The sequence below is a fragment of the Fibrobacter sp. UBA4297 genome (assembly GCF_002394865.1).
Lineage (GTDB): Bacteria > Fibrobacterota > Fibrobacteria > Fibrobacterales > Fibrobacteraceae > Fibrobacter.
Map to the genome: position 1 here is coordinate 118,032 of NZ_DGUZ01000019.1, position 25,007 is coordinate 143,038.

Below are 25,007 nucleotides of genomic sequence, written 5' to 3' on the forward strand. Positions count from 1 at the left end.
TCTATGACTCGTTATATTCTTCAAATTCTTTGTCCCGACCAAAAAGGGCTTATTGCCGGCACAACGCAAGTTCTTGCAAAGGCCGGAGCAAACATTATCGACCTCCAGCAACACACCGCCAAGGATATCGAAACATTTTTCTTACGTGCCGTTTTCGACATCGAAGCGGATGGCATCCCCGAAGTCAAAAGACACCTCGAAACTATCGCCCCGCACCTCCAGCTGAACTGGAAGCTGTTCGATACCTCCAAGACCGAACGTGTCGCTATTTTCGTATCGAAAACCGACCACTGCCTTTACGACCTTCTCCTCAAGCGCCGCGATGGCGACCTCCCCTGCGAATTCAGCTGCATCGTGGGTAACCACCCGGACTTGGGCCCTGTAGGCGGCTCCTTCGGCGTGCCGTTCTACTACGTGCCGTCCAACCCGGACAAGACGATTCCCGAAAACCGCTTCCGCGAAATCATCGAAGAAACAAAGACCGATACCATCGTCCTCGCCCGCTACATGCAGATTCTGACTGCGCAATTCACGGAAGAATTCAAGTACCGCATCATCAACATCCACCACGGATTCTTGCCCGCATTCAAGGGCGCAAAGCCCTACCACCAGGCATGGCACAAGGGTGTGAAGATTATCGGTGCAACAGCTCATTTTGCCACAGAAGACCTCGACCAGGGGCCAATCATTTGCCAGGACATCCAGCGCGTTCCCGAGACTGCAAGTATCGATGAACTCGTCGAACTCGGCAAGGATATCGAAAAGCGTACGCTTTCCCAGGCGCTTAAGTTGTGGCTTGAACACCGCGTGTTCGTTCACGCAGGCAGAACGTTTATTCTCTAGGAGACACCTATGTCCGAAGAAATTAAGAATGAAGCCCCCGCTCAAGAGCCGACCGCCACAGCAAATAGCGAAGTTAAGACTGAAGCTACCGCTCCGGTCTCTCCTGCTAATGAAGAATCCTCGGAAGAGCTCGTCAATCCGCTGACAGGCGAAGTCATTTCGCCGAAAAAGCCCAAAGAACCGAAATCGACCTCGCCGTACAAGCAGTTCAAGCCTGAAACCTTCGTAAACCCGATGACGGGCGAAGAAGAACAGACCACCATCGGCTCTTCGGTCATTGTCAAGAAAGACCGCGGACTCGCCTACTACGTTGGCTTTGCAATGCTTGTCGTCCTGAGCGTTGCATTCTTCTTTCTGCCGGGCATTACCATCACATTCGCCGTAAGCCGCCTTGCGGACTTGAACACAACCGCCGCATGGGTCTTCAGCACTATCTTGAGCTTTGGAGTCTGGCTCATTTTCAAGCTGAAAATCAAGGGTTTCGAAAAATCCTTCCACAGCTATTTAGTACTTTGCGTTATATGCCTGGTCGCCATGTTTGCGATCCAGTTCATTACCGATTACAATGTAATCTCTAAAGTTGTAGCGCTCCTTATCGGGGCTAAAGCCTAGGAATTTGCAATGAACAATACAGATACTTTTGTACACTTTCTCGTAGAATCTGGCGCCCTCAAGTTTGGCGACTTCGTGACCAAGAGCGGCCGCGAAACGCCTTACTTTATCAACACTGGAGAATTCCGCACTGGCGCATCCCTTTCCAAGCTCGCCGAATTCTATGCCGCAGCATTCATGGTTCACTTTGACGGCAAGGCCCAGAACCTTTACGGACCGGCCTACAAAGGCATTCCGCTCTGCGCAGCAACTGCCATGAAGCTTTCTGACGTGTACGCCCAGAACCTCACTTTTACGTATAACAGAAAAGAAGTCAAGGACCACGGTGAAGGCGGTTCGCTCGTCGGTTACAAGTACACCGAAAAGACAAACGTTGTCATCATCGAAGACGTGATTACCGCAGGCACATCCGTCAACGAAACGATGCAGGCACTTTCGCAAATCGAAAATGCGAATGTTGTCGGCCTCCTCATTTCTGTGGACCGCAAGGAAAAGCTCGAAAACGGCAAGTCCGCACTCCAGACTGTCCAAGATGAATACGGCATCGAAGCCCACTCCATCGTAAACATCAATAACATTATCACATTCCTCGAAAACGATGAAAACCGCAAGGCCATCAATGCTCCCGAGGGAATCCTTGACCGCGTCTACGCCTACCGCGAAAAGTGGGGTGCCGTTTAAGGCAATTCCCGCAAGCAACGAACGCGAATGACAATCAAGAAGTCGATACTTTCCATTGGATTTGCAATCTGCATGCTCACCGGGTGTGCAGATTCTTATCATTGGACCGCAAGTCACCCCTCGTACCATAAGGCTCCTTATGGCGGTATTGCAGTGACAGGCATCGAAAACGCATTTGTCATCACTCGTTCAAACTGGTTCGCCAAGCGCCTCGAAATCGGCACAGACAGCATCCAAATTAAAGGAACGCTCCACTGCCGCAACACTTTCGAAACCGAGATGCGCAAAGCGTACGGGAATCTCATCGTCCTCCCCGATACAGCCAATACCAAGTTCCCCGAAGAAAGCCTAAAACTTGACGAACGCATTTTCATCAAGGGGCATATTCCGGAACAGGGCGTAACCCTCAAGGACTCCGCAGGGAACGTCCCGCCCGTAGTCTTGATTCTGCATGAGTTCATCATCGGAACAGACTTGAAGCGCGAAAACTTTTTTGACTATGCGCTCATCCACAACGAAAGTGGGAGTTTACGCAAACCAGACAACGTCAGCGCCATATTCTCGTACACGCTTTGGGACAATCTAAAGCAGCGTCCGCTTTTTAGCGCCGTTGACGAATTACAGCAGCCCATTACGACGTACAAACTGTCGAACTTGACAAACCTCATCCAGCTTGCTGTCCAAAAAATCCGCAAGAATCTTTACGAGGGGGTCGTCAAATGAAAAAACTCCTCGCCTTTATAATGGTCCTTGTTGCATGGGCAAGCGCAGCCGACGTTTACTTTGATTCTCGCTTTACGTTGTGGAAAGACGCCACCGTTTACATTTGGACGCTCGATGGAAACTCGCCCATCAACGCCAATGAATTTTGCCTTTCGCTCCGCCGCAACAACACCGGCATCGGGGAACCCAAATGCCGTGAACTCGGTGAATGGGAACGCGACACCATAGCTACACGATATGGAACTTGGCTTTCGAACAACCTCGAAAAGGGATTGCCATCAAGCTACCTGCGAGCAAGGCATCCCGGCATGGCAGCAAAGATCCAGGCTCTCGAAGACAATATCGTCCTCTTCCTTGTGCCCCAGGGAAAATTCATCCAAGTTGCCATCTTTGACGAAACCGCCCAGGAACCTAAAGCCGCAGGCGTTGTCAAGGCAAACACCGACAAGGTCGCCCTCAGCGACGAGATTGCGTCCACGTTCTTTGACAAACGCACCAAGCGCCGCCTCACCAAAGAAGAACGCCTCAAGATGCAGACCGAACCCGACGACCTCTATAAGGAAGTCCCGAACTTGAAGATTTGGGCAGGCGTTGGAGTCGGCTACTCTCAAGCCCATTTCCCGCTCACTCCGGACAACTGGACAAGTAGCCACACAAAAAGCCGTGTCAGGAATTACCGTGTCACCAAGGATTCTGTAAGCCTCTGGAACTTTATCGAAGACGACGACGCATTCCTCAGCCTTTACGCAGGCCTTACATGGCACGGATTTATCGGGGTAGAACTCATGTACCGCTATTCCAACCGCGACATGAAAACGGACAAATCCGATACAGTCTACCGCGAACTCGACCATTGGAATTTCGGGCAGCACGACATCGGGCTAAACGTGCTACTTTCCATGACCTACCCCATCACGCCATGGCTCGATATTACGCCACTCGCTTTTCTCGGATTCCAGTACACGTTCTATTCCGAAGATATCGGGTTAAAAAAAGACGTCAAGACGCCCTCTAGAGCATACAAGTACCGCATCAAATTTGAAGACGTCTACAAAGGCGCTTTGCTTGGCGTTGGCGGACAGTTTGTCTTCAAGAAACATTATGGTTTAGACCTCCGTGCAGGCATTTCTAGCCGCGGCAGGGACATTTACGAAGCCCCATCACCCGATGCAGGCGCCGCCCCCACAACAATCGGAAAATCGACCATCGATTGCTTTGTAAGCCTCGGGCTTGAATACCATTGGACGTTATAGGTTTCAGGTGTTAGGCATTAGGGGTTAGGAAACAAAAGAGGAATAATCCGGCTTCGCCGCCATTTAAAGACGAGCAAAGCTCGTGATACTTTTCCTAATACCTGTTACCTGTTACCTAAAACCTTTTTCTATCTTTATGCACACTATGAGTGAAGACATTAAAGAAGAAACGAAAGAAAGAGTAAATCCGTTTTTAACGCCTGTCAAAATTATCGAGCCCAAGAACAAGCTCCCCGATTATACGTTTGATATGCTCCCCGAAGAACAGAAGGCGATTCTCCGGGAACACGGCTGGACCGAACTGATGCCTGTCCAGCGCAAGTCCATCCCTTATATGCTTGCCGCCCGCGATATGCTCGTGCAATCGAAGACGGGTTCGGGCAAGACGGGCGCATACGCCCTCCCGCTTTTGCAGGTCATTGTCCGTGACCATCCGTATCCGCAGGCACTTATCCTCGTGCCCACGCGAGAACTCTGCATCCAGGTGCAGGAAGAATTTGAAAAGCTCTCGAAGGGTACGGGTATCAAGTCTGTCGCCATCTTTGGCGGCGTGAGCTACGAACCGCAAATCAAGGCTCTCCGCTCCGGCGTTCATGTGATTGTTGCCACTCCGGGCCGTCTCATGGACCACATCCAGCGCGGAAACGTAGACCTGCTTTCAATCCGCGACCTCGTCCTCGACGAAGCCGACGAAATGCTCTCGATGGGTTTCTACCCCGACATGCAGAAGATCCGCAAGTACCTGCCGAAGGCAATCTCTTGCACGATGTACAGTGCCACAATTCCGCAGACGGTCAAGAGCCTTGCCCGCGAATTCCAGCGTCCAGGTGCCGATTTCCTTTCGCTCAGTTACGACAAGGTCATCGCGAACAACCTCGAACACCGCTACTACACATGCGACGTGATGGAAAAGGATTCCATGACCATCAAGGTTCTGGAATACTACAATCCCGAAAGCTGCATGATTTTTTGCAACTACAAGCGCGACGTGAGCTACCTCGAACAGGTGCTCTCCGGCTACGGTTTTGAAGTTGGTGCATTGAGTGGCGATGTGGCACAGAGCCTCCGTGAAAAGACGCTCAACGCCTTCCGCGACAAGAAGCTCAAGATTCTCATCTGCACAGACGTCGCCGCACGCGGCATCGACGTGGACCACGTAACACACGTGATTGTCTACGACCACCCCGCCGACCACGAAGTCTATGTGCACCGCAGCGGACGTACCGCCCGTGCAGGCCGCAGTGGCCTCTGCATTTCTCTCATCACTCCAGTCGAAGAAATCGACCTCCGCCAGACGGCAGTCGACTTCGGCATCAACTTCATCAAGATGGATCCGCTCACGAACGAAGAAATCGCGAAGAAGGTGAGCGAACGTACCAAGGTCCGCCTCGAAGAAGTCCGTAAGCACTTTGGCGGTCAAAAAGCAACCGAACGCATCAGCCGTATGCTCCCGCTCGTAAAAGACCTTGCGAACGGCTCCACCGACGACCAGATGCTCCTCGCGTATCTGGTAGACCGATTCGCATGGAAGAAGTAAGCAGTAAACAGTGGTTAGTTAACAGGAATGCAAAAGGAACGTTCTTAATGCGACCCTAACCACTAACCACCAACCACTAATCACTAATTATGGCTAAGATCAAAGTAAAATCCGCAAAAGAAATCGAACTGATCCGCGATGCCGGCGCTCTTGCAGCCGAAACGTTGATCCGTGCGGGAGAAATGTGCAAGCCCGGCGTCTCCACGCTCGAAATCGATGAATTCATCGGCGACTACACTCGCCAGCACAAGGGCATCTCCGCCTGCATGGGCTATCACGGTTACCCGCGTTACGCCTGCATCAGCATCAACGAAGTTGTCTGCCACGGCATCCCGAACGCGAACACCATCCTCAAGGATGGCGACATCGTGAACATCGACATCACGACGATCCTCTCCGGCTACCACGGTGATACCTCCGCCATGTTCTGCGTTGGCAAGGTCTCTGACATCGCCCGCGAACTCGTGGATACCGCCAAGTTCTGCATGGAAGAAGGCATCCGCGCAGCAGGTGAAAGAGGCGCTCATTGGAACGACATCGGCTGCGCCATCCAGGACATCGCCGACGAACACGGCTTTAGCGTTGTCGAAGACTACTGCGGTCACGGCATTGGCCGCGGCTTCCACGAAGAACCGACCGTCTACCACTTCCGCAACTACGAACGTTGCCCGTTCATCGAAGTCGGTAACGTCTTTACGGTCGAACCGATGCTCAACGTCGGACGCCCGGGGACAAAAACGCTCTCTGACGGTTGGACCGCAGTGACCCGCGATGGCTCTCTCAGTGCCCAGTGGGAACACACCGTCGTGAAGACCAAGGACGGCATCGACATCCTCACGCTTCCGCGCTAAACCGCCGCATTCCAAATACTATAGAACGCCTCGCGCCGTAAAAAGCACGAGGTGTTATTTTTTTGCATTTTTCGCAAAAGAATATATATTACAACCGAAAAAACAGGTACACGAATTAACTAGTAACCAATAACTAGTAACTACCAACTAATAATAAAACAATGTCCTTCCTCAGTAACGCACGCGACAAAGCTATCGAAATGTTTTTCCAACGCAACGACTTCATCAATAAATTTGGTGAAATCCTGAACGTCGATATCGACTCGCAAGAAAATCAAGCAAACGTCACCATCCTTTTGCATGGAGAATTTACACCAACCACACTTTGTGCGCACTACTGTTTCGAAGACACCGAACAGGGAACGATGATTGTCATAAACAAAGTAGAAAGTCCACGACCGCTGATTAACGAAATTGTCACGTGGTGGTTCAAGGACCATTCCATCAAGAAAGCGCTCCCCAAAGGCACAGGCCTATTTGCCAAAATTTTGTTCTAACTGACTCCGAAGGAATTTTATCATGGATGAACAACTTCAAAAAACATTCAACAACATTTCTTTCAGCGTCAACGCAGAAAAAAGAATCATGAACCTCACAGTCATCCCGCATGGCGAAACAGCCCCAATATCGTTCCTCGCCAACTACGAAATCGATGAAAAAGGCGAAAAAACCGAGCTTTTTATCACAAAAATCGCCTCAGATAGACTTTGGATCGATGAAATTGTTAAAATGTGGCTAGAAAAAAGTAATTTTAAATATAGGATTCCCCAAAGCATTGCGGGAATTGTTAAAATGTTCTTGAAATAGGAAACAAGGAGGCTGCAATGTTGAACTTCAACGAATTCAAAAAAGACGATTCCAATTCCATTCAGGAAATGTTCAATTCCGTCATCTTCAACTTGATTACGGATATTCCGGACTCGCTACTCTGCCCTAACAGAGATCCGGACGCCCGAGCCGACATTTTGATTAAACAAGCAGCCCTTAAGGCCGCCGCCGTAAGTACATCGCTTTCCATTCCGGCTGGGTTCACCGGCGTTTTGACCTCCATCCCGGATATCGCTGCAGTCTGGCGCATCCAGGCACAGCTTATTTCCGATATAGCCTGCACTTACGGTAAATTTGCCATGCTCAGCCGTGAAGCCATGGTCTGGTGTTTATTCCGCCACAGTGCAGCATCACTCCTCCGAGACGTCGCCGTCCGCACAGGAAGCCGCATCGTCGTGCAAAAGCTTTCTCTTGCCGCCCTCCAGAAACTGCTCCAGAAAATCGGCGTCAAAATTTCTGCAAACTTCCTCGGACGCATCGCCCTCCGAGCAATCCCTGCTATCGGCGCAATCGGAAACGGCGCTTACACCTATTTCGACACAAACGAAGTCGGCAAGACAGCAAAGTCCTACTTCAAGGCTCTCGAAGGCGTCGATAAGCCGGAACTCGTCGAAAACTCAATCGACAAGGATCCCGATGCAAGCGAATCCAAAGCAGAACAAGACACGACCGAAAGCAGTACAGAAACGAGTTCGGACAAGAACGTCTAGTTCCGCGATAACGCCCACCCACTTGTGCAAGCTTTACAAAAAATTCATAATACACTAAAGCAACAAGGAGTTTTCGTACTCCTTGTTCTTGTTCTGTTATTCCTTTTTACTTTATCGCTTGTTGGCGAAAAGATTACACTCAACAATGGCGCAGGATATGACGGGGCTTTTTATTACAATGTTGCCCAATATTTTTCCACAGACTTTTGGACTACCGGCTACGACAGTTTCCGCATTTACCGCATTTTTCCTTTTTGCCTGATAAACTTATTTTTTCGGCTCCTCAATATCGAGACAACGCACGCAAACTTGATGCACTCGATGTGCATTATCCACTTTCTCAACCTAGCAATCCAACTCACGTTCTTTTTCAAGCTAGTCCGCCTAAACGCTTGGAAAAAAACAACTACAGCCATCATCTTCAGTTGTTTTTTCTTCAACTACTTCTTTCTAAAGAACTGCGGCTACGAAATGTTCCTGACAGATGCATTCGCAAGCACAGTTTTTCTCGTTTCGTTCTACTTTTTGCAATGCCAAAAATACAAGCTAGCCATTTCCATTTCATTTTTGGGAATTCTCACTTGGCCTACCGTCACCTACGTCATTTGGCTCCTTTACTTTTTCAAAGACGCATTTCCACAACAAGCACCTCGTCTTAAAATCCACACCGGAAAAACGCTCGCCATCACATTTCCTCTGGTATCCATCGGCGCTGTCACCACGCTCTACCTTTTGCACAACCAACCGCTTCTCGAAAGCATGCTTTACATTCCACCATCAATCCCGCTCCTCTTCACAAGTGCAATTGCCTGGTACTTATTCCTATTCGTCATTTTGCGCCATTGTGACAATCAATTCTATACGCCAAACACGTACATTCGCGAATTTATACGTCAGTCCCCCTGGGAAAAACTCGCTTTCATCATCATTCCTTTCATTACGCTCTACATTTTTCTCCGAGCACACACTAACAATGAATTCATCTTTAGCGGAACCGCGTTTATCCTCCAGATATTCCTCCGACCACTCAAATACCCATTCATCACGCCCGTGGCCCATATATCCTACTTTGGGCTTACTCCGTTGCTTGTAATTTTTCTCTTCCGCCATCTTTCAGAAGACATCTTTAGCCGCAGTGCGGGTTACGCCTTGGCTTTCCTGGCATTCCTCTTTTTTGCAATAGACAGCGAAGCTAGGCACATACTCCCACTACTTCCATTGGTTCTAGTTCCGCTCGCAAACGTTCTCGACAAAATGGACTTGACCGTAAAATCCATTGCGATTTTGGTCGTTCTGCAACTTGCCCTCAGCCACTTTTACATTCCAATAAACACAGATGGACTTGCCGAAGCATTCGACAGCAACAATTTCAATACAGTAGCGCAACGCTATTTTATGAGTTTTGGCCCATGGATGAGATTCCACACTTATATTGTATGGGCAGCGATTTCTGCTTTTACCGCAATTTTAGTGAGCCGAATCCTCAAAAAAAGCAAAATTTAGCCGTATTCACCCCCTTTTATATCATCAATTCAAAAACCGCCCTTGAGTTCCCCCCAAAATTTTCTATTTTTGGGCGCAACATTCAATAACATCAACTCCATTAGTGGAATAAAAATATGAAAAACATTGAAAAGCACAGAAATATTGGTATTTCTGCTCACATCGACTCCGGTAAGACTACTCTTACCGAACGTATCCTCTACTTCACAAAGCGTATCCACGCTATCCACGAAGTTCGTGGTAAAGACGGCGTCGGTGCCACGATGGACTCCATGGAACTTGAACGCGAACGCGGCATCACGATTCAGTCTGCTGCTACGTTTGCAAACTGGACTCACACCAAGACCGGTGAACGCGACTCCATCAACATCATCGATACCCCGGGGCACGTGGACTTCACGATCGAAGTGGAACGTTCTCTCCGCGTGTTGGACGGTGCTATCCTCGTCCTCACTGGCGTTGAAGGCGTCCAGTCCCAGTCTATTACTGTTGACCGTCAGATGAAGCGCTACCATGTACCGCGCGTCGTGTTCGTGAACAAGTGCGACCGCTCTGGTGCAAACCCGCTCCGCGTGGCTGTCATGCTCAAGGAAAAACTCAACCACAAGCCGTGCGTCATGCAGATTCCTATCGGTTTGGAATCCAATCTTAAGGGCGTGGTCGACCTTATCGAAATGAAGGCTTACTACTTCGAAGGCGAAAACGGCGACGACATGATCGAAAAGGATATTCCTGAAGAACTCGTCGACCAGGCTAACGAATACCGCGAAAAGCTCGTTGACTGCTGCGCTGACTACAGCGACGAAGTCATGGAAAAGGCTATGGAAGGCCAGTATGGCGTCGACCAGATCGACAAGGCCCTCCTCAAGAAGGTCATCCGCGAAGCTACCATCCGCCTTGACATCACTCCGGTGTTCATGGGTTCTGCTCATAAGAACGTTGGTGTCCAGAAGCTCCTCGACGGCGTTATCGACTACCTCCCGTGCCCGACCGACGTTGAAAACAAGGCTCTCGACCTCGACAACAACGAAGCTGAAGTTGTTCTCAAGTCCGAAGACAACGCACCGCTCGTCTGCTACGCATTCAAGCTCGTGAACGACCGCTATGGCCAGCTCACCTACGTCCGCGTTTACCAGGGTACCCTCAAGAAGGGCGACATGATTACCAACATGGCAACCGGCAAGAAGGTTTCCGTTGGCCGTCTCGTCCGTATGCACGCTGACGAAATGGTGGACATCACCGAAGCCGGTGCAGGCGACATCGTTGCTCTGTTCGGTATCGACTGCGCATCCGGTACGACATTCACGGATGGCAAGAACCACTACAACATGACTTCTATGCACGTTCCTAACCCGGTTATCGAACTTGTTATTGAAGCCAAGAACCGTGACGACCTCGACAACATGTCCAAGGCCCTCAACCGCTTCACGAAGGAAGACCCGACGTTCCAGGTCGAAGTTGACAAGGAATCTGGTCAGACCATCATCAAGGGTATGGGCGAACTCCACCTTGACGTTTATATCGAACGTATGCGCCGTGAATACAAGTGCGACGTGACGACCGGTGCTCCGCAGGTTGCTTACCGCGAAACCATCACCCGCCCGGCCAAGTTCGACTACACCCACAAGAAGCAGACCGGTGGTTCTGGTCAGTATGCTAAGGTTGTCGGTGAAATGCGTCCGATGCCAGTCGAAGGCGACCAGGAAAAGGTCTACAACTTCGTCAACTCCGTCGTCGGTGGCCGTATTCCGAAGGAATACATCCCGTCTTGCGATAAGGGTTTCCAGAGCTGCATGGAAGCAGGTTCCCTCATCGGATTCCCGGTTGTCGGCATCGAAATGGAAGTCACGGATGGTGCATTCCACCCGGTCGACTCCTCTGATATGGCGTTCCAGGTTGCAGCCCGTATGGCCTTCCGCGAAGCTTTCGCTAAGGCTGGTGCTCAGATTCTCGAACCGATCATGAAGGTCGAAATCCAGACCCCGACCGAATTCCAGGGCGGTGTCGTGGGTAACGTTTCCCAGCGTCGTGGTGCAATCACAGGCACTAGCGAAGAACAGGGCATGACCACGATCGATGCAGAAGTTCCGCTTTCCGAAATGTTCGGTTATGCTACGGACCTCCGCTCCATGACTCAGGGTAAGGCTGAATTCACGATGGAATTCTGCAAGTACCTCCCGGTTCCGAAGAACATCCAGGAAGAACTCATCAAGAAGTACGGCGACAAGGTCAAGGCAAGAGCTTAATACGACCGCTCGGGTCTAAACGCAGGCAAGAACCTCCGTCGGACCCTCGCTCTCGCAAGAAGCCCTCGGTTAATACCGAGGGTTTCTTTTTGCTCACGGATGACTGCCAAATGCAAAAAATCTCGAAAGTTTAAAAGGCCTGCAACTTTCGTTGCAGGCCTTTTTTGTATAAAATAAAACGGCGTGGAAAATCAATTTTTTTTGAAAAACGTCATTTTTTACGTGAGTAAAGTCAATTTTTTGATAATTTTCACGTAAAATTTTAATGTTATATGTAGAGATTTATGTTGTTTTTGATGTTTTTGTGCTTTTTTCATGGCGGAAAGTATGAATTTCACTTTTTTGAATCTGAAAAAACCTTAAAAAGTAGAAAAGTTTGCTTTCGGCAAGCCTAAAAGTGTTATTTTGTACTAAAATTTACGTGAGTAAACCTTAATTTTGAGCATTTTTCACGTAAAAATCGCCTAAAATCCGATTTTTGCTTCAATACAGCTGTTTTTGAAGTTAATATCCCAAAAAAATCCTCAAAAAGGAAGGACCCCGCATGCGCAAGCCTACGGGGTCCTTGAAAATTCGTAACACTAGTAAGTTCTACTCCGCGATTCGATCCGGCTTCCCGTCTCAGAACCAGAATTTACTGGTGCCACGAGAATAATATAGCACACAAATTGCAAGAGCGAACAAAATTTCGCTCGCTCTTTTAATCCCGCGCGGAACATTCCAATATGGAATAGCCACGAAGCGGCAGAGCCGCAGAACTTAGTTGGCAGTTGGCAGAACTTAGAGAGAATGCATTGTTCTAAGTTCTAAGTTCTAAGTTCTAAGTTCTAAGTTCTAAGTTCTAAGCTCTCAACTTCGCTTCTTTCCACAGCTTTTGCAAGCCTTCTAAGCCAACATCCTTAATTTCCTTGCCTTGTTCTTTAACGCGGCGTTCCACTTCGCGGAAGCGCTTTTCGAACTTGTTGTTCGCGCGTTGCAGTGCGATGTTGGCGTTGAAACCGCAATGGCGAGCCACATTCACGAGACTGAACATGATATCGCCGAATTCATCTTCCAGGCGGTCCACGTTTGCATTTTCGGGAGAAATCTTTTCCATCTCGGCGCGGAATTCAGCAAATTCCTCCTGAGCCTTGTCGAACACGGGAGCAGCCTCACCCCAGTCAAAACCGACTTTTGCCACACGGCGGATAATATCTTGCGAGCGCGCAAGTGTCGGCATGCTCTTGCTAACTTTATCCATAATGGATTCACCGGCATGCTTTAAGTTGTTTTTCTCTTGCGCCTTGATGCGTTCCCAGCGGCGGCTCACATCATCGGCCGTATCGACCTTAGCATCGCCGAACACGTGCGGATGCCTGCGCACCATCTTTTCGCACAAGCCCTGAATCACGTCATCTATTGTAAAGTCACCCTGCTCCTTCATCACTTGCGAATGGAAAATTACCTGGAACAGCACATCGCCGAGTTCCTCGCACATGTGCTCCTTGTCGCCATCTTGCGCAGCATCGATAAACTCACAGCTTTCTTCAACTAGATACGGCAACAGCGAATGCGTGGTCTGCTTGCGGTCCCACGGGCAGCCATTTTCCGAACGCAGACGAGCCATAATATCAACGAGATCTTTAAACGTGTACTTCATGCGCCCAAAGATAGAAAGTAAACGCACCCCCTTGCTTTTATACAACAAATTCAGTAAATTAGTTATGGCTTTATTAGATTCTTACTTATATCGTTTCTTATATCCGTTAGTTTTATTCAAACCATCCACTCCACACCTGCAATCTCCGCCAGCCCCCGGAATGCAACGGATATGGCAGCAAAGCAACAACATGGAAACGACAACATTTAACGAATCCTATCGCAAACTCCTACCCCAAAATTACCCACAAGCCTTGCGTGCATCCAAGTATAGTCCCAAGCAACTCTTTTGCAAAGGCTCTCTCCCCTCCAACGACAAAATCGGCATCGCCATGGTCGGCACGCGACGCCCATCCGCCAACGCCGAAGAACTCTGCAGGCGACTCGTCGGTTCGCTCAAACCCACAAACGCCGTGGTCATTTCGGGGCTTGCACAGGGCATAGACAGCTTTTGCCACCGCGCAGCCCTCGATGCAGGCATACCCACAATAGCCGTCTTAGCGCAAGGGCTAGACGCCAAAATCGAAGGGGAACGCAACACCCTCGCCAAACGGATTATCGACGCAGGAGGCGCCCTATTGAGCGAATACGAAGGCGACACGCCAGCCTACAAGGGGAACTTCATCGCACGGAACCGCATCATCAGCGGGCTCAGCCAATCGACGCTCGTGGTCCAGAGCCGTAAAAAAGGAGGCGCCCTACTCACCGCGCAATTCTGCCTAGACGAAGGGAAACCTCTCCTCGCCTGCCCCGGGAACTTCGACTGCGAACTCTACAGCGGCACGAACGCGCTCCTCGACAGCGGGCACGCCAAAGCCGTCTTCATTCCCGAAAGTCTACGGGCAGTCGCCGGAATTCCATGCCTCGAAGGGGCAAAAATCGAGCAATTGAGCACATACGGGGTACAACTGTCGGACGGGGCTCAAAAAGTCTTTGACCGGTTTAACGGATTCCGCAAAACATTTTCGGAACTTCAAGAAGATTTCGACTTTAAGGCGCCAGAACTTTTAGCTATATTGACGGAGCTAGAAATATCTGGTCTAGTCTCGTCAAAGGACAACTTCCAATTCTATTTTAACGGAGCATAATTAGTTGCACATTCGAGTTATCATTAGAATTGCCACGATAATTACGTTCGCGTTTTTGGTGTTTCACGTGATGTTCGGCAAGAACAGCATCCCGGAACAGCGCAGAATTGCAAGAGAAATCGAGCTTTATCAAAAGCAGATAGATTCACTTAGTAAAGTCATCGAGCAGCGAAACGAGCTCATCCAAAAGCTAAAGACCGATTCCCTCTACAAAGAAGAAATTCTGCGTACCCGCTACGGCATGAGCCGCGAAGGTGAGAAAGTGTTTCAGTTGGTGAAATGATGATTAGTAGGAAGTAGTCGGTAGGAAGTAGGAAGTTTTTATAATCGCGACAAAGCCGCCTAACTATTCCTGCCTACTGTCTACAGCCTACTGCTAACTGCTTACGCCATTTTGCTTGCATCCGTGTTGGTGCATTCGACCTTACCGGCGAAGAAGCTATATGCTGCAGGCACAATAAAGAGCGTCATGAACGTTGCGAACGTGAGACCGCCTACAATGGCAACACCCATTGCAATGCGGCTCGGGGTGCCGGTCAGGATGAGCGGCACTGCGCCCAATACTGTCGAAAGGCTCGTCATGAGGATTGGGCGGAAGCGGCGTTCCGCCGCCATCCGAGCCGCCTCGAGCTTGCTGCAGCCCGTATTCTCGGCAATCTGGTTTGCAAATTCCACGATCAAGATACCGTTCTTCGTCACGAGAGCAATCAACAAAATCAAAGCAATTTCGCTAAAGATATTGAGCGTTTGGCCCGTGACAAACAAGCTCACCAAAGCGCCAGAAAGTGCAAGCGGCACCGTAAAGAAAATCACGAACGGCGCACGGAAGCTTTCGAACTGCCCCGCGAGCACCAAGAACACAAGTGCTAGCGCAAGCAAGAACACCACGTAGAGTCCCGAAGAGCTTTCTTCGAATTCCTTGGAAGAACCGCTCAAGGTCGTGCTCACGCTCGGGTAATCCTTCAACAACGTCTTTGCAATGCGGCGCATCTCTTCGACGCCATCGCCAATCGTCTTGCCCGGCACAAGGCCCGCCTGGATGGTTGCTGCGCTAAAGCGGTTGTAACGCGGGAGTGACGGAGAAGCAGACTGTTCCTTGTACGTAATAAAGTTGTCCAAGCTCACCAGCTCGCCCTTGCCGTTCTTGACCGTGAGCATCGAGAGGTTTTCCGGCGTATCGCGGTACTGGTAACCGACAGCGCCAATGATATCGTACTGACGACCATCCTTATAGTAATCGCCATAAGTCTGGTCGCTAATGGCAAGCTGCACCGCCTGCGCAATATCGTTTACCGACACGCCTTCTTCATTTGCCTTGTCGCGCAAAATTTCGATGTGGAGTTCCGGCTTCGTGAAGCGCAAGTTGCTGTTCACCACGCTGAACACAGGGCTCTTGCTTGCCGCTTCTTCGAATTTCGGAACAAGGTCACGCAACACTTCGATGTTCGGAGCCTGCAACACAAACTGCACCGGGAGGCCACCGCGCTGCGTACTGATGCTCTGCGGTTCAAACACCATCACGCGCAAATCCGGATATTCGTTACCAAGCACCTGGATTGCTCTTGCTATCTCACTCTGCGGACGGCGAGCTTTCTTATTGTCGTTCAAAAACAAACGCATTCTCGAGTTGCCCGCATTCCAAGCACCCGCCTGGAATTCCGTGTATTCATTGGAATCGAGAATCGAAGTCACTTCATCGACAAATTCATCGGCCATGCGCTTGGTGCGCGAGAGGTTCACGCCTTCGGGCATACTCATGTTCACCATCACGGCGTTAGAGTCCTCGGTCGGTGCCATTTCGCTACTCATGTTGTTGAAGCAATAATACGCTGCAAACAAAAGTACCGCCACAACCGGAAACAGCATCAGTCGCCACTTGAGGAATCCGCCAAGCAAACGAGAATACAAAGTGTTCATTCCGTCAAAGAACGGTTCCGTCCACTTGTAAAAGGCACCTTTCTTCTGGCGCTTCAAAAATTTAGAACAAAGCATTGGCGAAAGAGTCAAAGCGCAAAGCGTCGAAAGAAACACGGTTCCAATCATCACCGCCACAAATTCGCGGAACAGAAGGCCCGTCGTACCACCCAAGGCAAGCACCGGAATGAACACAGCCATCAAAACGACAGACGTTGCAATCACCGCAAAAAAGATTTCATTTGTTCCAGCAATTGCCGCCTGCTTCGGCGTCATGCCACTTTCAATCTTGTGATAAATATTTTCCACAATCACAATGGCATCGTCCACAACAAGACCAATCGCTAGGACCATCGCCAAAAGCGTAAGCACGTTGATACTGAACCCGCAAAGATAAAGCACAAAGAAGCTACCAATCACAGATACAGGCACCACGACCATCGGGATAAACGTTGTACGGCCTTCGCGGAGGAACGCAAAGATAATCGCAATCACAAGAATAAACGCAATAAAGATGGTTTCCACCACTTCCTTGATGGAAGCGCGAATGTTGATTGAAGTATCGCGACCGTAAAGCAGTTCCACGCCTTCCGGAATTTCACGGCGGATATCTTCGACGCGCTTGTAGAATTCGTTTGCAATTTCAACGTGGTTACTGCCCGGCTGCGCCATGAGCGCAAGCGTAATGGAATTCTTGCCGTTACGTCTAAAACCGGTACGCGTATCTTTCGGTTCGTAATGAATATCCGCGACATCAGAAATGCGGATTACAGTTCCATCTTCAGCCGTTCTCACAGCAATGTTGCCAAATGATTTCGGGTCGAGAATGCGACCAAGCGTACGGATCGAAAGCGTCGTTTCAGCACCTTCAATAGAACCAGACGGAAGTTCCAAGTTACCTTGTTTCAAAGCGGCCGCCATCTGCGCCCCCGAGACGCCAAGCGCCTGCATACGCACCGGGTCAATCCACAAGCGCACGACCGGACGCTTTTCACCCCAGATTGCCACTTCCGAAACACCGTTAATCGTCTGCAAGCGTTCCTTCACGTGGTTGTTCGCAATTTCCGAAACTTCCATCGGGTCGAACTTGTCGCTCACAAGGCTCACCATCAAAATCGGGTCGCTATCGCTATCGGACTTGTAAACTGTCGGTTCATCGACATCGTCTGGCAAACGGCGACGCACACGGCTCACGCGGTCGCGGATTTCGTTTGCAGCCGCTTCCAGGTCCATGCCCGTTTCAAATTCGATGCTGATGTAAGAGAAACCATCGCGGCTCGTCGAGGTCAAAGCCTTGATACCAGACGCGCTGTTGATGGAGGCTTCCAGGATTTCAGTGACTTCCGCTTCGACCACGGCCGCGTTTGCACCCGGGTAAGAGGTTCGCACCTGAATCAAGGGATAGTCGACGTTCGGGTATTCACGAATGCCGAGAGAGCTGAGCCCAAAAAATCCGAGCAACAAAATGACAAGCGCCATCACTGTCATGAGGACTGGGCGGCGGACGGAGAGCTGGCTTACGCTCATTACTCTACCTCGTAATTGATCGAATGGCGGAGTTCCTTAATCTTGACATCGGCACCTGGGCGGAGGCTTACAATGCCAGATACAATCACCGTATCACCAACATCAAGGCCCGAAAGCACCTGCACAGACATCGGCGTGCGAAGCCCCGTCGTGATATGCTTGATTTTTGCCTTGCCGCCCTGGCTCACAAACACGTAAGCGCCTTCCCTGTCGAGAATCATCGCTTCGGACGGAATCGTAAAGCTCTGCACGTTGCTAGCTTCCATGGCGACATTCACGCTCACAAAGCTACCCGCAATAAGTTCGCCCTTTGCATTATCGACATCGACCATCACACGGCGAGTGCGGCTGCTTTCAGAAATCACGGCATCGAGCGCAGAAACAACACCGAACTTTTCAACGTTGCGTTCCGAATCCTTGAGAGAAATCTTGTCGCCCACCTTGATGACAGAAGCGTAACGCTGCGGGAGCGAGAACTTCGCCTTGAGGCGGTCCACTTCGCTGAGTTCTGCAATCGGCGTGCCGGAATTGAGCCAGGCGCCTACGGACACATCGACAAAACCGAGTTTACCGCTAAACGGCGCACGGACTTCGGTCTTTGCCAGTTGTGCCTGGATGAGTTCTACACTTGCCTGAGCAGACTTGAGAGACGCTTCTGCCGATTCTAAATCCTGCTTGGTCGCACCATTCTTTTCAAAGAGGCTGCGAACGCGTTGTTCCTTCTGCTCGGCAAGCATCTTGTTCGACTGCGCCTGCTTGAGCTGCGCACGGAGTTCAGAATCGTCAATCTTTGCGAGGAGAGTCCCCTTCTTGACTATAGCCCCGTCTTTTGCCTTGAGGCTTACCAAGCGGCCAGAAGTCGCCGCCGAAAGCGATACGCTGTTCTTCGGCACGAGAGTCGCCATCGTCTGGAAGTTCTTGCCCTGTTGCCCAAGCTCTGCCACATAACCTTCGACATTCAGCACTCTCTGAGCGCCACCTTTTTTGCCACCATTGCCTTTGCCTGCAGGAGCGCCCTTGGCGGAATCGTCTTTACTGCCACAAGCGGCAAGGAGAAGTGAAGAGAGAGCTATTAAAAGAAGGTGTTTCATATTTTAGTTAGCGGCTGCGCCGCAGTTGGTAGAACTTAGTTGGCAGAACTTAGAATTCAGTATTTAGATGATTAACGCTGTAAAAAAGTTGCAAGCACCTTCGGTGCAGTTACTAGTTAATAGTTAGTAGTTACTAGAGATTGCAAAATAAACTTTTCTAGTAACTAGTAACTCGGAACTTAGAACTCACATCAGAATTTTACGTTCATGAAAAGTGCTGCACCGTCTTGATAAAATTCAGGTTCAAACTGTACCTTGCTAGAGAACGACTTGGTCGAGGTGGCACGGTAAATGCGCCAGGCATCGAGCATGGAAACCACACGGTTCAAAATAAGCGCACCTACTGAAACCTGGAATACAATGCGGCTTACGCGGTAATGGCGCATGCGGCTCTTAAACTCTTCGATATGTTCCGTCGATTCAGGATTATCGGAGCTCCCCCAATCCCACTGGATATCATTCGAAAATTCTTCATCAACCTTTTTATCAGACCTTATCATCGCCTGGTTGTAATCCTCGTTCATGTCCGGCGAAGAATTCTGACCAAACACGCCCGAACGGCTACGATAAGAGCCCACCGTATTCAGCAAGGAAACATTCTTTTTGCCTGTAAGACCAGCATGGCGCACTGCATAATTGTGAGCCGACGTCACATAGCGGTCCCCCACTACATATGAGCCCACAGCCGCCACCCACAACGCAAGGTCAGTCCAGACAAACGGACGCACAAACTTTTTTTCGTTCAAGTAAAGTTCACCCATGCCTGGTAAAAGTGCAGACGCGCCAACCGCAAAGAACACGTTCTTGTCGCTGTTCTTATAGACGTTCTGATCGACACTCACCACAATCTGCGAGAATGCGGCGACTGACGCAAGCAGTATGGCAAGAATAATGCGCATTAGAATCCCCAATTGGCGCGAACCGACCAGCCGAAGGAATCATTGAACGTCATGCCACTGTCAAAATGCAAACGATCGTACCAGGAAACATCTTCTTCGTAGAGGACTTTGTTATGGGCATTTGCCGTAATGGCGGCATCAACAGCAGAGATGAGGTGGTTCAAGATAAGGCCACCGATGAACCAAGCCTGTCTGTCCGCATAGTCGTTGGCTTTACTGCGCATGGAACGATACTTGTTCATGTTATCGGATTCACCAAGCGGAACCGTTTCAGCGTTTTCATCTTCGAGATTTAAGTCAATAGCCAAAGTACCGCCATTCTTAACATCATCCCAACCACGCACGTAAGCGCCTTCAGAAATCAGCTGGAAGAGTTCAGATTCCTTGCTGAACGAACGCTTGAAGTCCTTCATTTCATCGCCTAAGGACTTATCCTTGTCCTTGAAGTTATTCAGGTGAGTCTTGTCATCGCTAAACAAAGCGTCGTCCTGATAGCACTTGCCATGGGTCGCATCGCCATAAATAGCTTCACAGAACGACTTACGCGTTCCCATATAGCGGCTGCTAAACGTCGAAATGTAGAGGTTGCCGGCGGTATTGTAGAGGTCGCGCATGGCATTTTCGTAACGTCCGATAGAGTAATGCTGCTTGGCAAACTTTTTATACTTATCAACCTGCTGGTTGTACTTGTAGACGGAGAAGTAACCCCATCCGCTCCACATAAACACTTCCAAAGCCATATAGACACCACCGCGAACATACGTTGCCGTCGAGCCGCCAACATACATCTGACCTGCACCCGGAACCAAAAGCGACATAAACAAAGCCTTACGTGGATTCTTGTAACGGCCCTTCAGTTCGTCAATGCCATGAACCTTGGAAACCTTCACCGGTCCAAGCAAATCGCGGCGGCTCATGCTATTTGAAGAGGCGGCAACAGAACTGCTGCTCACATTCGTAAGGCCTGCAGCCTGAGCCTGAGCAAGAGAATCCGCACGTCTCGAAGAATCGGCTTGGGCACGAACCCTTTCAGCTTCGGCTATTGCAGCTTCACGCATGAGTGAATCACGTGTCGCAGAATCCAAAACTGCGGTATCAGCTATTGCGACAGCCGGAGCGGCTACAATAGAAGAACTGGACTGCAGCACCACCGACGAAGAGCTAACCGAGGCAGAGCTTACCGGGACCACGGCCGCTACAGACGAAGAACTCTGTACCGTCACAGAAGAGCTGGACGGCACGGTCGCAGAACTTGCTGGCGTAACAGGCACGGCAGCAGAACTAGCCGGTTCACTTACCGCCGGCGCCACAGGAGCACCTGCTTCTTTCTCAAATTCATCGAAAAGGTCTCGCACCTGAGCAAAAGAAAGCTGGGCGAAAGAAAGACCTAAAAACAAGGGTAAAAGAGCAAACTTGCGCATATAATCCTAAAATAGCAAAAAATGTTGTCAAAACAAAAGTCCCGGACATAAATCCAGGACTTTCGACATAAAAAATGCAGGTTGGGAACTACTTGACGCGAATGCGTTGTGTAGAAGCCCCGACGCGAACCATGTAAATGCCTGCATTCGAGACCGGGACTTCGAAGTTCGGGGATTCTACGGCACCCGAGCGAAGCACTCTGCCCTGCATGTCAAGAACAGCAAAGCGCTGCCCCACCTTAGAACCGCTCACCTGAATGCTACGATTCTTGGAGGAAAGTCCAAACGCCTTAGCGCCCTTAACAGTGGCTAGCGATGTTTCCTGGTCCGTAATCTTGAACGTACCATCAATCGTAACGACAAAATTGACATTTTCGAAGTTCGGCGAGATATTGACAAAGTCAGATGCAACAAGGCCCATGGGGTAAACGCCAAGTTCCGTTTCGGTCATCGTAGAATCGCCCTTGTAAGAAACAAATTCCTTCTTGTACGCAAATTCTTCGGGCAACCACGGTTCACCCGGAATGCGCATCGGGCTTACATCAAAGCTCTTGAGGGCCGAAACTTCATTGCCGTCATCATACATTGCAATTACGTTGTCTCCATAAATGGCAACGGTAATTCTCTGCGTGCATGGCTTAATCGTAAAGTGTCCCTGCCTAATTTTCACTATGTAGTTCGGATTGTCAAAAGCTTCGATAAAGGCTGCAGAGATGGAGTACGAATCGTCGACAAGCACATTTTCACCCTGCTGGCGTTTCAGGTAAAGTTCCGGCAATTCGTCGCCATCAAGCAAACCCGAGACCGTATAGGTGAACTTTTCCGGATCAGCTTCACTATAGAACTTAGATGTATCCGAGACGGTCACCGTGACAAGTTTCTGTTTCACGATAAGCGAACTCGTTTCGTACTGGGTCACTTTATAGTTCTTGTTCGTCGGGCTCTTCTTGTCGAAGGTGAGTTCATAGTTACCGGCAGCAAGGAGACCAGACTTGTCAAGAGACACGTGGATGTTATCAAGTTCATCACCTTCAAGAAGTCTATCGACAGACCATGTAAATTCAGTCGGAGTTTCATCGCCATACGTAATGGTGTCTGCATTAGCAGAGACGACCAAGGCTCTCGGATTAACAACTAGAACACCGTCCGTGATATTGAACGTCACATTGGGATAGTTCACCGATATATTCTTGAAGTCTGCTGCAGAAAGTCCCATAAAATACTTACCGGCATCAACGCCCGCAATTTCAGCCTCTCCTGTGTACGTGACATAATCGAGAGAATAAGCTTCGTTGTTAGAAGAAATTTCATAACCGCTAACAGCATGTTCCTTGCCGTCATATTCCACAGTTTCAGTATGGCCCGTAATGGTGACCACAATCTTATCGTCGTTAGCCGTAATCGCAAAAACGCCATCGGCCGTACTTACAATGTAATTCGGATTCTGCGTTGTGTTAACGGTTGCCGTAATGGCGTATTCACCGGCATTTTCACCAGCTTCACGCTTTAAGACAACACCTTTCAAGACGTCCTCGGTTCCATCCCAAGAAACAATGCCATAGACCGTGTATGTCAGTTCAGGATCCTTTTCGCCATATTTCTTGGTAATGTTATCGGCAACCAAGGTAACGGCCTTCTGATTAATCGTCAGAGTACCCGGCTTGACCGTCAACGTATAGTTGGGGTTCGAGCCTTCTGCAAATTCAACACTGACCTTGTACGTTCCAACATTTTCGCCCTTGGCGCGAACAATGGTCGGAGATGCAAGTGTTTCGCCTTCAGTCGCAAGACCTTCCGTTTCAAATGTAAATTTTGGATCCTTATCACCGTAAGTCTTTTCGGCGTCATTCATAGTCACAGTGGCTGCCTTCGGCGTAACCGTAAGCGTACCGGATTGAACAGTAACCTTATAGTTCGGATTAGAAGCCACATTCACCGAAGCAGTAATAGCATATTCACCGACATTTTCTAGGCCCGTCGAAACACACTTGGCGCAACTAATCGAAACATCATTCAGCTTATCCGAACCAAGAAGTCCTGTAGCCTTGTAAGTATATGCAGGCGTAGCATCGCCATAAATTTTCGAGACGTTATCCACAGTCAACGTTGCGGTAGCAGGCTGGATAACCAACACACCAGAAACAACATATATATTATAATCATCTGTACTCTTGCAATAAGGCAATTCACAGTCTTCTACCTTAGCAGAAAGACTCTTATATTGAACACCATCAATGCTTACATCAATGAAATAGTCTCCAACATCTTCACCTTCGTTTCTACTCAATGTAATTACACCAAGCTTTCCATAATCAGCAGGAGCAATATTTCCATGAACATCGTACGTGAACTCAGGATCTTTGGAGCCATAAATCTTACCATTGCTCCGAACAACAATAACAATTTTGGTTTTGATGATTTTCATTTTCCCGCTTTTCACAATAATATTGTAGTTCGGGAAAAGAGTAGTCAAGTTAACAGAAGGATCAACAGCAACTTCAAAAGTGACACCGACTTCTTCAACACCTTCAGCAACAGACAACTTCACCTTTTTTCCCAATTCGCTTACAAAATTGCTCATGGTATCCGCTTGGAGCGTTGACAAATCACTGTTTTCATCAATAGTCCACGTAAAAGCCGGACTTTCGTTTTCACCGCATTTAGGAGCATCGCTACCAAGCTCCTTTTCACAGTCATCCACAATCAAACGAACACCTTTTCGTTTGATATCGAACTTCTTTTCGACAACATTGCCATTAGTCAAAGTTATTGTAACAGAGCCCGCATCAGTACCAGCGTTTATGTTTTTTCCATAACTAATTTTTGTAAAATCGGTAAACTCTTCGTCACCGCAATCCACCTTTTTTACGGTGGGTTCTATCTGATTGCCAGTAAAAATAAAGTCCCCAGCCAATGTGACAGAACATTCATCAGCCGCAAAAACACTTGAAAACGCCGCAGAGGCGGTAAGAACTAGCATTGCAATTTTTTTAATCATAAACCACTCTCTCTTGAATAAATCAAACCCAATTTATCAAACCCAAGGAAAAATATAATTTTTTTCTTACACTTTCAACTACAAACTACGTTAAAACGTTGTAAAACAATACTATATAAAGGAAGAACCGCCCCCGATTGGGAGCGGTCCGTAAGATTTTCAGTGGGACTGAAGAGAATTATTTCCCAAAAGGAATTACTTCTCAGCGACCACCCAAACCTTGACCTGTGCTTCAACGTCGCTGAAGACCTTGACAGTCACGGTGTAAACACCGAGCTGCTTGATCGGTTCAGCAAGGTCGATCTGAGCACGGGAAACCTTGACACCAGCCTTGGTGATTGCTTCAGCGATGTCACCTGCGGTCACAGAACCGTAAAGACGTTCGCCTTCAACAACGCGGCGTTCGAGGTTGACAGAAACCTGAGAAAGCTTTGCAGCCACGTCACCAGCAGCGGCGAGTTCCTTCTGGAACTGAGCTTCAACAGCAGCGCGGTTGTTTTCGATTTCAAGCTTGGCTTCCTTAGTTGCACGAACAGCGAGCTTACGCGGGAAGAGGTAGTTACGAGCGTAACCGTCCTTAACCTTCACGACGTCAAGCATCTTGCCCAAATGGGGGACGTTAGCCTTAAGAATAATTTCCATAG

The 25,007-nt window shown here is 49.2% G+C and carries 21 protein-coding genes; 14 read left to right on the forward strand and 7 right to left on the reverse strand.

The features are described from left to right. Positions 1–3 precede the first annotated feature (3 nt). From purU to fusA, 12 genes are all read left to right on the forward strand, one after another. Positions 4–843 (forward strand): formyltetrahydrofolate deformylase, encoded by an 840-nt coding sequence (gene purU, locus B3A20_RS11265; protein WP_233138457.1) that lies wholly within the window; start codon positions 4–6, stop codon positions 841–843. Between the two features lie 9 nt (positions 844–852). Then, the gene (locus tag B3A20_RS11270) at positions 853–1,455 is read left to right on the forward strand and encodes a hypothetical protein (protein ID WP_290764808.1); all 603 of its coding nucleotides are present in this window, start codon (positions 853–855) and stop codon (positions 1,453–1,455) included. A 9-nt stretch (positions 1,456–1,464) separates the two neighbouring features. Continuing rightward, entirely contained in the window at positions 1,465–2,136 is a 672-nt protein-coding gene (pyrE, locus tag B3A20_RS11275; RefSeq protein WP_290764810.1) for an orotate phosphoribosyltransferase, read from the forward strand. Between the two features lie 27 nt (positions 2,137–2,163). Then, positions 2,164–2,859 (forward strand): hypothetical protein, encoded by a 696-nt coding sequence (locus B3A20_RS11280; protein WP_290764813.1) that lies wholly within the window; start codon positions 2,164–2,166, stop codon positions 2,857–2,859. After that, complete coding sequence (locus B3A20_RS11285; protein ID WP_290764816.1) at positions 2,856–4,112, forward strand: hypothetical protein; 1,257 nt, start codon at positions 2,856–2,858, stop codon at positions 4,110–4,112. The genes B3A20_RS11280 and B3A20_RS11285 overlap by 4 nt, the downstream gene beginning before the upstream one ends. Positions 4,113–4,257: 145 nt before the next feature. Beyond that, positions 4,258–5,649, forward strand: a complete 1,392-nt coding sequence (locus B3A20_RS11290) for a DEAD/DEAH box helicase (protein ID WP_290764819.1) — start codon at positions 4,258–4,260, stop codon at positions 5,647–5,649. A gap of 89 nt (positions 5,650–5,738) precedes the next feature. Beyond that, complete coding sequence (map, locus tag B3A20_RS11295) at positions 5,739–6,500, forward strand: type I methionyl aminopeptidase (protein WP_012820312.1); 762 nt, start codon at positions 5,739–5,741, stop codon at positions 6,498–6,500. Positions 6,501–6,661: 161 nt separating this feature from the next. Beyond that, positions 6,662–6,997, forward strand: a complete 336-nt coding sequence (locus tag B3A20_RS11300; RefSeq protein WP_290764824.1) for a hypothetical protein — start codon at positions 6,662–6,664, stop codon at positions 6,995–6,997. Positions 6,998–7,019: 22 nt separating this feature from the next. Then, entirely contained in the window at positions 7,020–7,307 is a 288-nt protein-coding gene (locus tag B3A20_RS11305) for a hypothetical protein (protein ID WP_290764827.1), read from the forward strand. A gap of 17 nt (positions 7,308–7,324) precedes the next feature. Beyond that, positions 7,325–8,038 (forward strand): EcsC family protein, encoded by a 714-nt coding sequence (locus B3A20_RS11310; RefSeq protein WP_290764830.1) that lies wholly within the window; start codon positions 7,325–7,327, stop codon positions 8,036–8,038. A 471-nt stretch (positions 8,039–8,509) separates the two neighbouring features. Next, positions 8,510–9,541, forward strand: a complete 1,032-nt coding sequence (locus B3A20_RS11315; protein WP_290764833.1) for a hypothetical protein — start codon at positions 8,510–8,512, stop codon at positions 9,539–9,541. Positions 9,542–9,657: 116 nt separating this feature from the next. After that, positions 9,658–11,787, forward strand: coding sequence for an elongation factor G (gene fusA / locus B3A20_RS11320; protein WP_290764836.1), 2,130 nt, complete (start codon positions 9,658–9,660; stop codon positions 11,785–11,787). A gap of 841 nt (positions 11,788–12,628) precedes the next feature. On the opposite strand, the gene mazG is transcribed toward fusA, so the two are convergent. Further along, on the reverse strand, positions 12,629–13,426 hold the full coding sequence (mazG, locus tag B3A20_RS11325) for a nucleoside triphosphate pyrophosphohydrolase (RefSeq protein ID WP_290764839.1): 798 nt from the start codon (positions 13,424–13,426) through the stop codon (positions 12,629–12,631). Positions 13,427–13,616: 190 nt separating this feature from the next. On the opposite strand from mazG, the gene B3A20_RS11330 reads away from it, so the two are divergent. After that, positions 13,617–14,513 carry a DNA-processing protein DprA gene (locus tag B3A20_RS11330; RefSeq protein WP_290764841.1) on the forward strand — a complete coding sequence of 299 codons (897 nt, stop codon included), beginning with the start codon at positions 13,617–13,619 and terminating at the stop codon, positions 14,511–14,513. 58 nt (positions 14,514–14,571) lie between these two features. After that, positions 14,572–14,796 (forward strand): FtsB family cell division protein, encoded by a 225-nt coding sequence (locus B3A20_RS11335; protein WP_290764843.1) that lies wholly within the window; start codon positions 14,572–14,574, stop codon positions 14,794–14,796. A 101-nt stretch (positions 14,797–14,897) separates the two neighbouring features. Here the strand turns inward: B3A20_RS11335 and B3A20_RS11340 are convergent, their stop codons facing one another. The 6 genes from B3A20_RS11340 to rplI all read right to left on the reverse strand — a co-directional run bounded on the left by B3A20_RS11340 (position 14,898) and on the right by rplI (position 25,005). After that, positions 14,898–17,954 carry an efflux RND transporter permease subunit gene (locus B3A20_RS11340; RefSeq protein ID WP_290764846.1) on the reverse strand — a complete coding sequence of 1,019 codons (3,057 nt, stop codon included), beginning with the start codon at positions 17,952–17,954 and terminating at the stop codon, positions 14,898–14,900. Beyond that, a complete protein-coding gene (locus B3A20_RS11345; RefSeq protein WP_290764849.1) occupies positions 17,954–19,045 on the reverse strand; it encodes an efflux RND transporter periplasmic adaptor subunit in 1,092 nt (363 codons plus the stop codon). The genes B3A20_RS11340 and B3A20_RS11345 overlap by 1 nt, the downstream gene beginning before the upstream one ends. Before the next feature lie 191 nt (positions 19,046–19,236). Then, positions 19,237–19,944: a hypothetical protein gene (locus tag B3A20_RS11350; RefSeq protein ID WP_290764852.1), complete on the reverse strand. Its 708-nt coding sequence runs from the start codon at positions 19,942–19,944 to the stop codon at positions 19,237–19,239. After that, positions 19,944–21,365, reverse strand: a complete 1,422-nt coding sequence (locus B3A20_RS11355; RefSeq protein ID WP_290764854.1) for a hypothetical protein — start codon at positions 21,363–21,365, stop codon at positions 19,944–19,946. Before B3A20_RS11355 ends, B3A20_RS11350 begins: the two co-directional genes overlap by 1 nt. Positions 21,366–21,453: 88 nt before the next feature. Beyond that, on the reverse strand, positions 21,454–24,363 hold the full coding sequence (locus B3A20_RS11360) for an MBG domain-containing protein (RefSeq protein WP_290764855.1): 2,910 nt from the start codon (positions 24,361–24,363) through the stop codon (positions 21,454–21,456). Positions 24,364–24,558: 195 nt separating this feature from the next. Beyond that, positions 24,559–25,005 carry a 50S ribosomal protein L9 gene (rplI, locus tag B3A20_RS11365; protein WP_173387568.1) on the reverse strand — a complete coding sequence of 149 codons (447 nt, stop codon included), beginning with the start codon at positions 25,003–25,005 and terminating at the stop codon, positions 24,559–24,561. Positions 25,006–25,007: the final 2 nt, after the last annotated feature.

Coding starts and splice junctions, on each gene's coding strand:
- purU (WP_233138457.1), top strand. CDS start 4: ATGACTCGTTATATTCTTCAAATTCTTTGTCCCGACCAAAAAGGGCTT.
- B3A20_RS11270 (WP_290764808.1), top strand. CDS start 853: ATGTCCGAAGAAATTAAGAATGAAGCCCCCGCTCAAGAGCCGACCGCC.
- pyrE (WP_290764810.1), top strand. CDS start 1,465: ATGAACAATACAGATACTTTTGTACACTTTCTCGTAGAATCTGGCGCC.
- B3A20_RS11280 (WP_290764813.1), top strand. CDS start 2,164: ATGACAATCAAGAAGTCGATACTTTCCATTGGATTTGCAATCTGCATG.
- B3A20_RS11285 (WP_290764816.1), top strand. CDS start 2,856: ATGAAAAAACTCCTCGCCTTTATAATGGTCCTTGTTGCATGGGCAAGC.
- B3A20_RS11290 (WP_290764819.1), top strand. CDS start 4,258: ATGAGTGAAGACATTAAAGAAGAAACGAAAGAAAGAGTAAATCCGTTT.
- map (WP_012820312.1), top strand. CDS start 5,739: ATGGCTAAGATCAAAGTAAAATCCGCAAAAGAAATCGAACTGATCCGC.
- B3A20_RS11300 (WP_290764824.1), top strand. CDS start 6,662: ATGTCCTTCCTCAGTAACGCACGCGACAAAGCTATCGAAATGTTTTTC.
- B3A20_RS11305 (WP_290764827.1), top strand. CDS start 7,020: ATGGATGAACAACTTCAAAAAACATTCAACAACATTTCTTTCAGCGTC.
- B3A20_RS11310 (WP_290764830.1), top strand. CDS start 7,325: ATGTTGAACTTCAACGAATTCAAAAAAGACGATTCCAATTCCATTCAG.
- B3A20_RS11315 (WP_290764833.1), top strand. CDS start 8,510: ATGTTCCTGACAGATGCATTCGCAAGCACAGTTTTTCTCGTTTCGTTC.
- fusA (WP_290764836.1), top strand. CDS start 9,658: ATGAAAAACATTGAAAAGCACAGAAATATTGGTATTTCTGCTCACATC.
- mazG (WP_290764839.1), bottom strand. CDS start 13,426: ATGAAGTACACGTTTAAAGATCTCGTTGATATTATGGCTCGTCTGCGT.
- B3A20_RS11330 (WP_290764841.1), top strand. CDS start 13,617: ATGGAAACGACAACATTTAACGAATCCTATCGCAAACTCCTACCCCAA.
- B3A20_RS11340 (WP_290764846.1), bottom strand. CDS start 17,954: ATGAGCGTAAGCCAGCTCTCCGTCCGCCGCCCAGTCCTCATGACAGTG.
- B3A20_RS11345 (WP_290764849.1), bottom strand. CDS start 19,045: ATGAAACACCTTCTTTTAATAGCTCTCTCTTCACTTCTCCTTGCCGCT.
- B3A20_RS11350 (WP_290764852.1), bottom strand. CDS start 19,944: ATGCGCATTATTCTTGCCATACTGCTTGCGTCAGTCGCCGCATTCTCG.
- B3A20_RS11355 (WP_290764854.1), bottom strand. CDS start 21,365: ATGCGCAAGTTTGCTCTTTTACCCTTGTTTTTAGGTCTTTCTTTCGCC.
- B3A20_RS11360 (WP_290764855.1), bottom strand. CDS start 24,363: ATGATTAAAAAAATTGCAATGCTAGTTCTTACCGCCTCTGCGGCGTTT.
- rplI (WP_173387568.1), bottom strand. CDS start 25,005: ATGGAAATTATTCTTAAGGCTAACGTCCCCCATTTGGGCAAGATGCTT.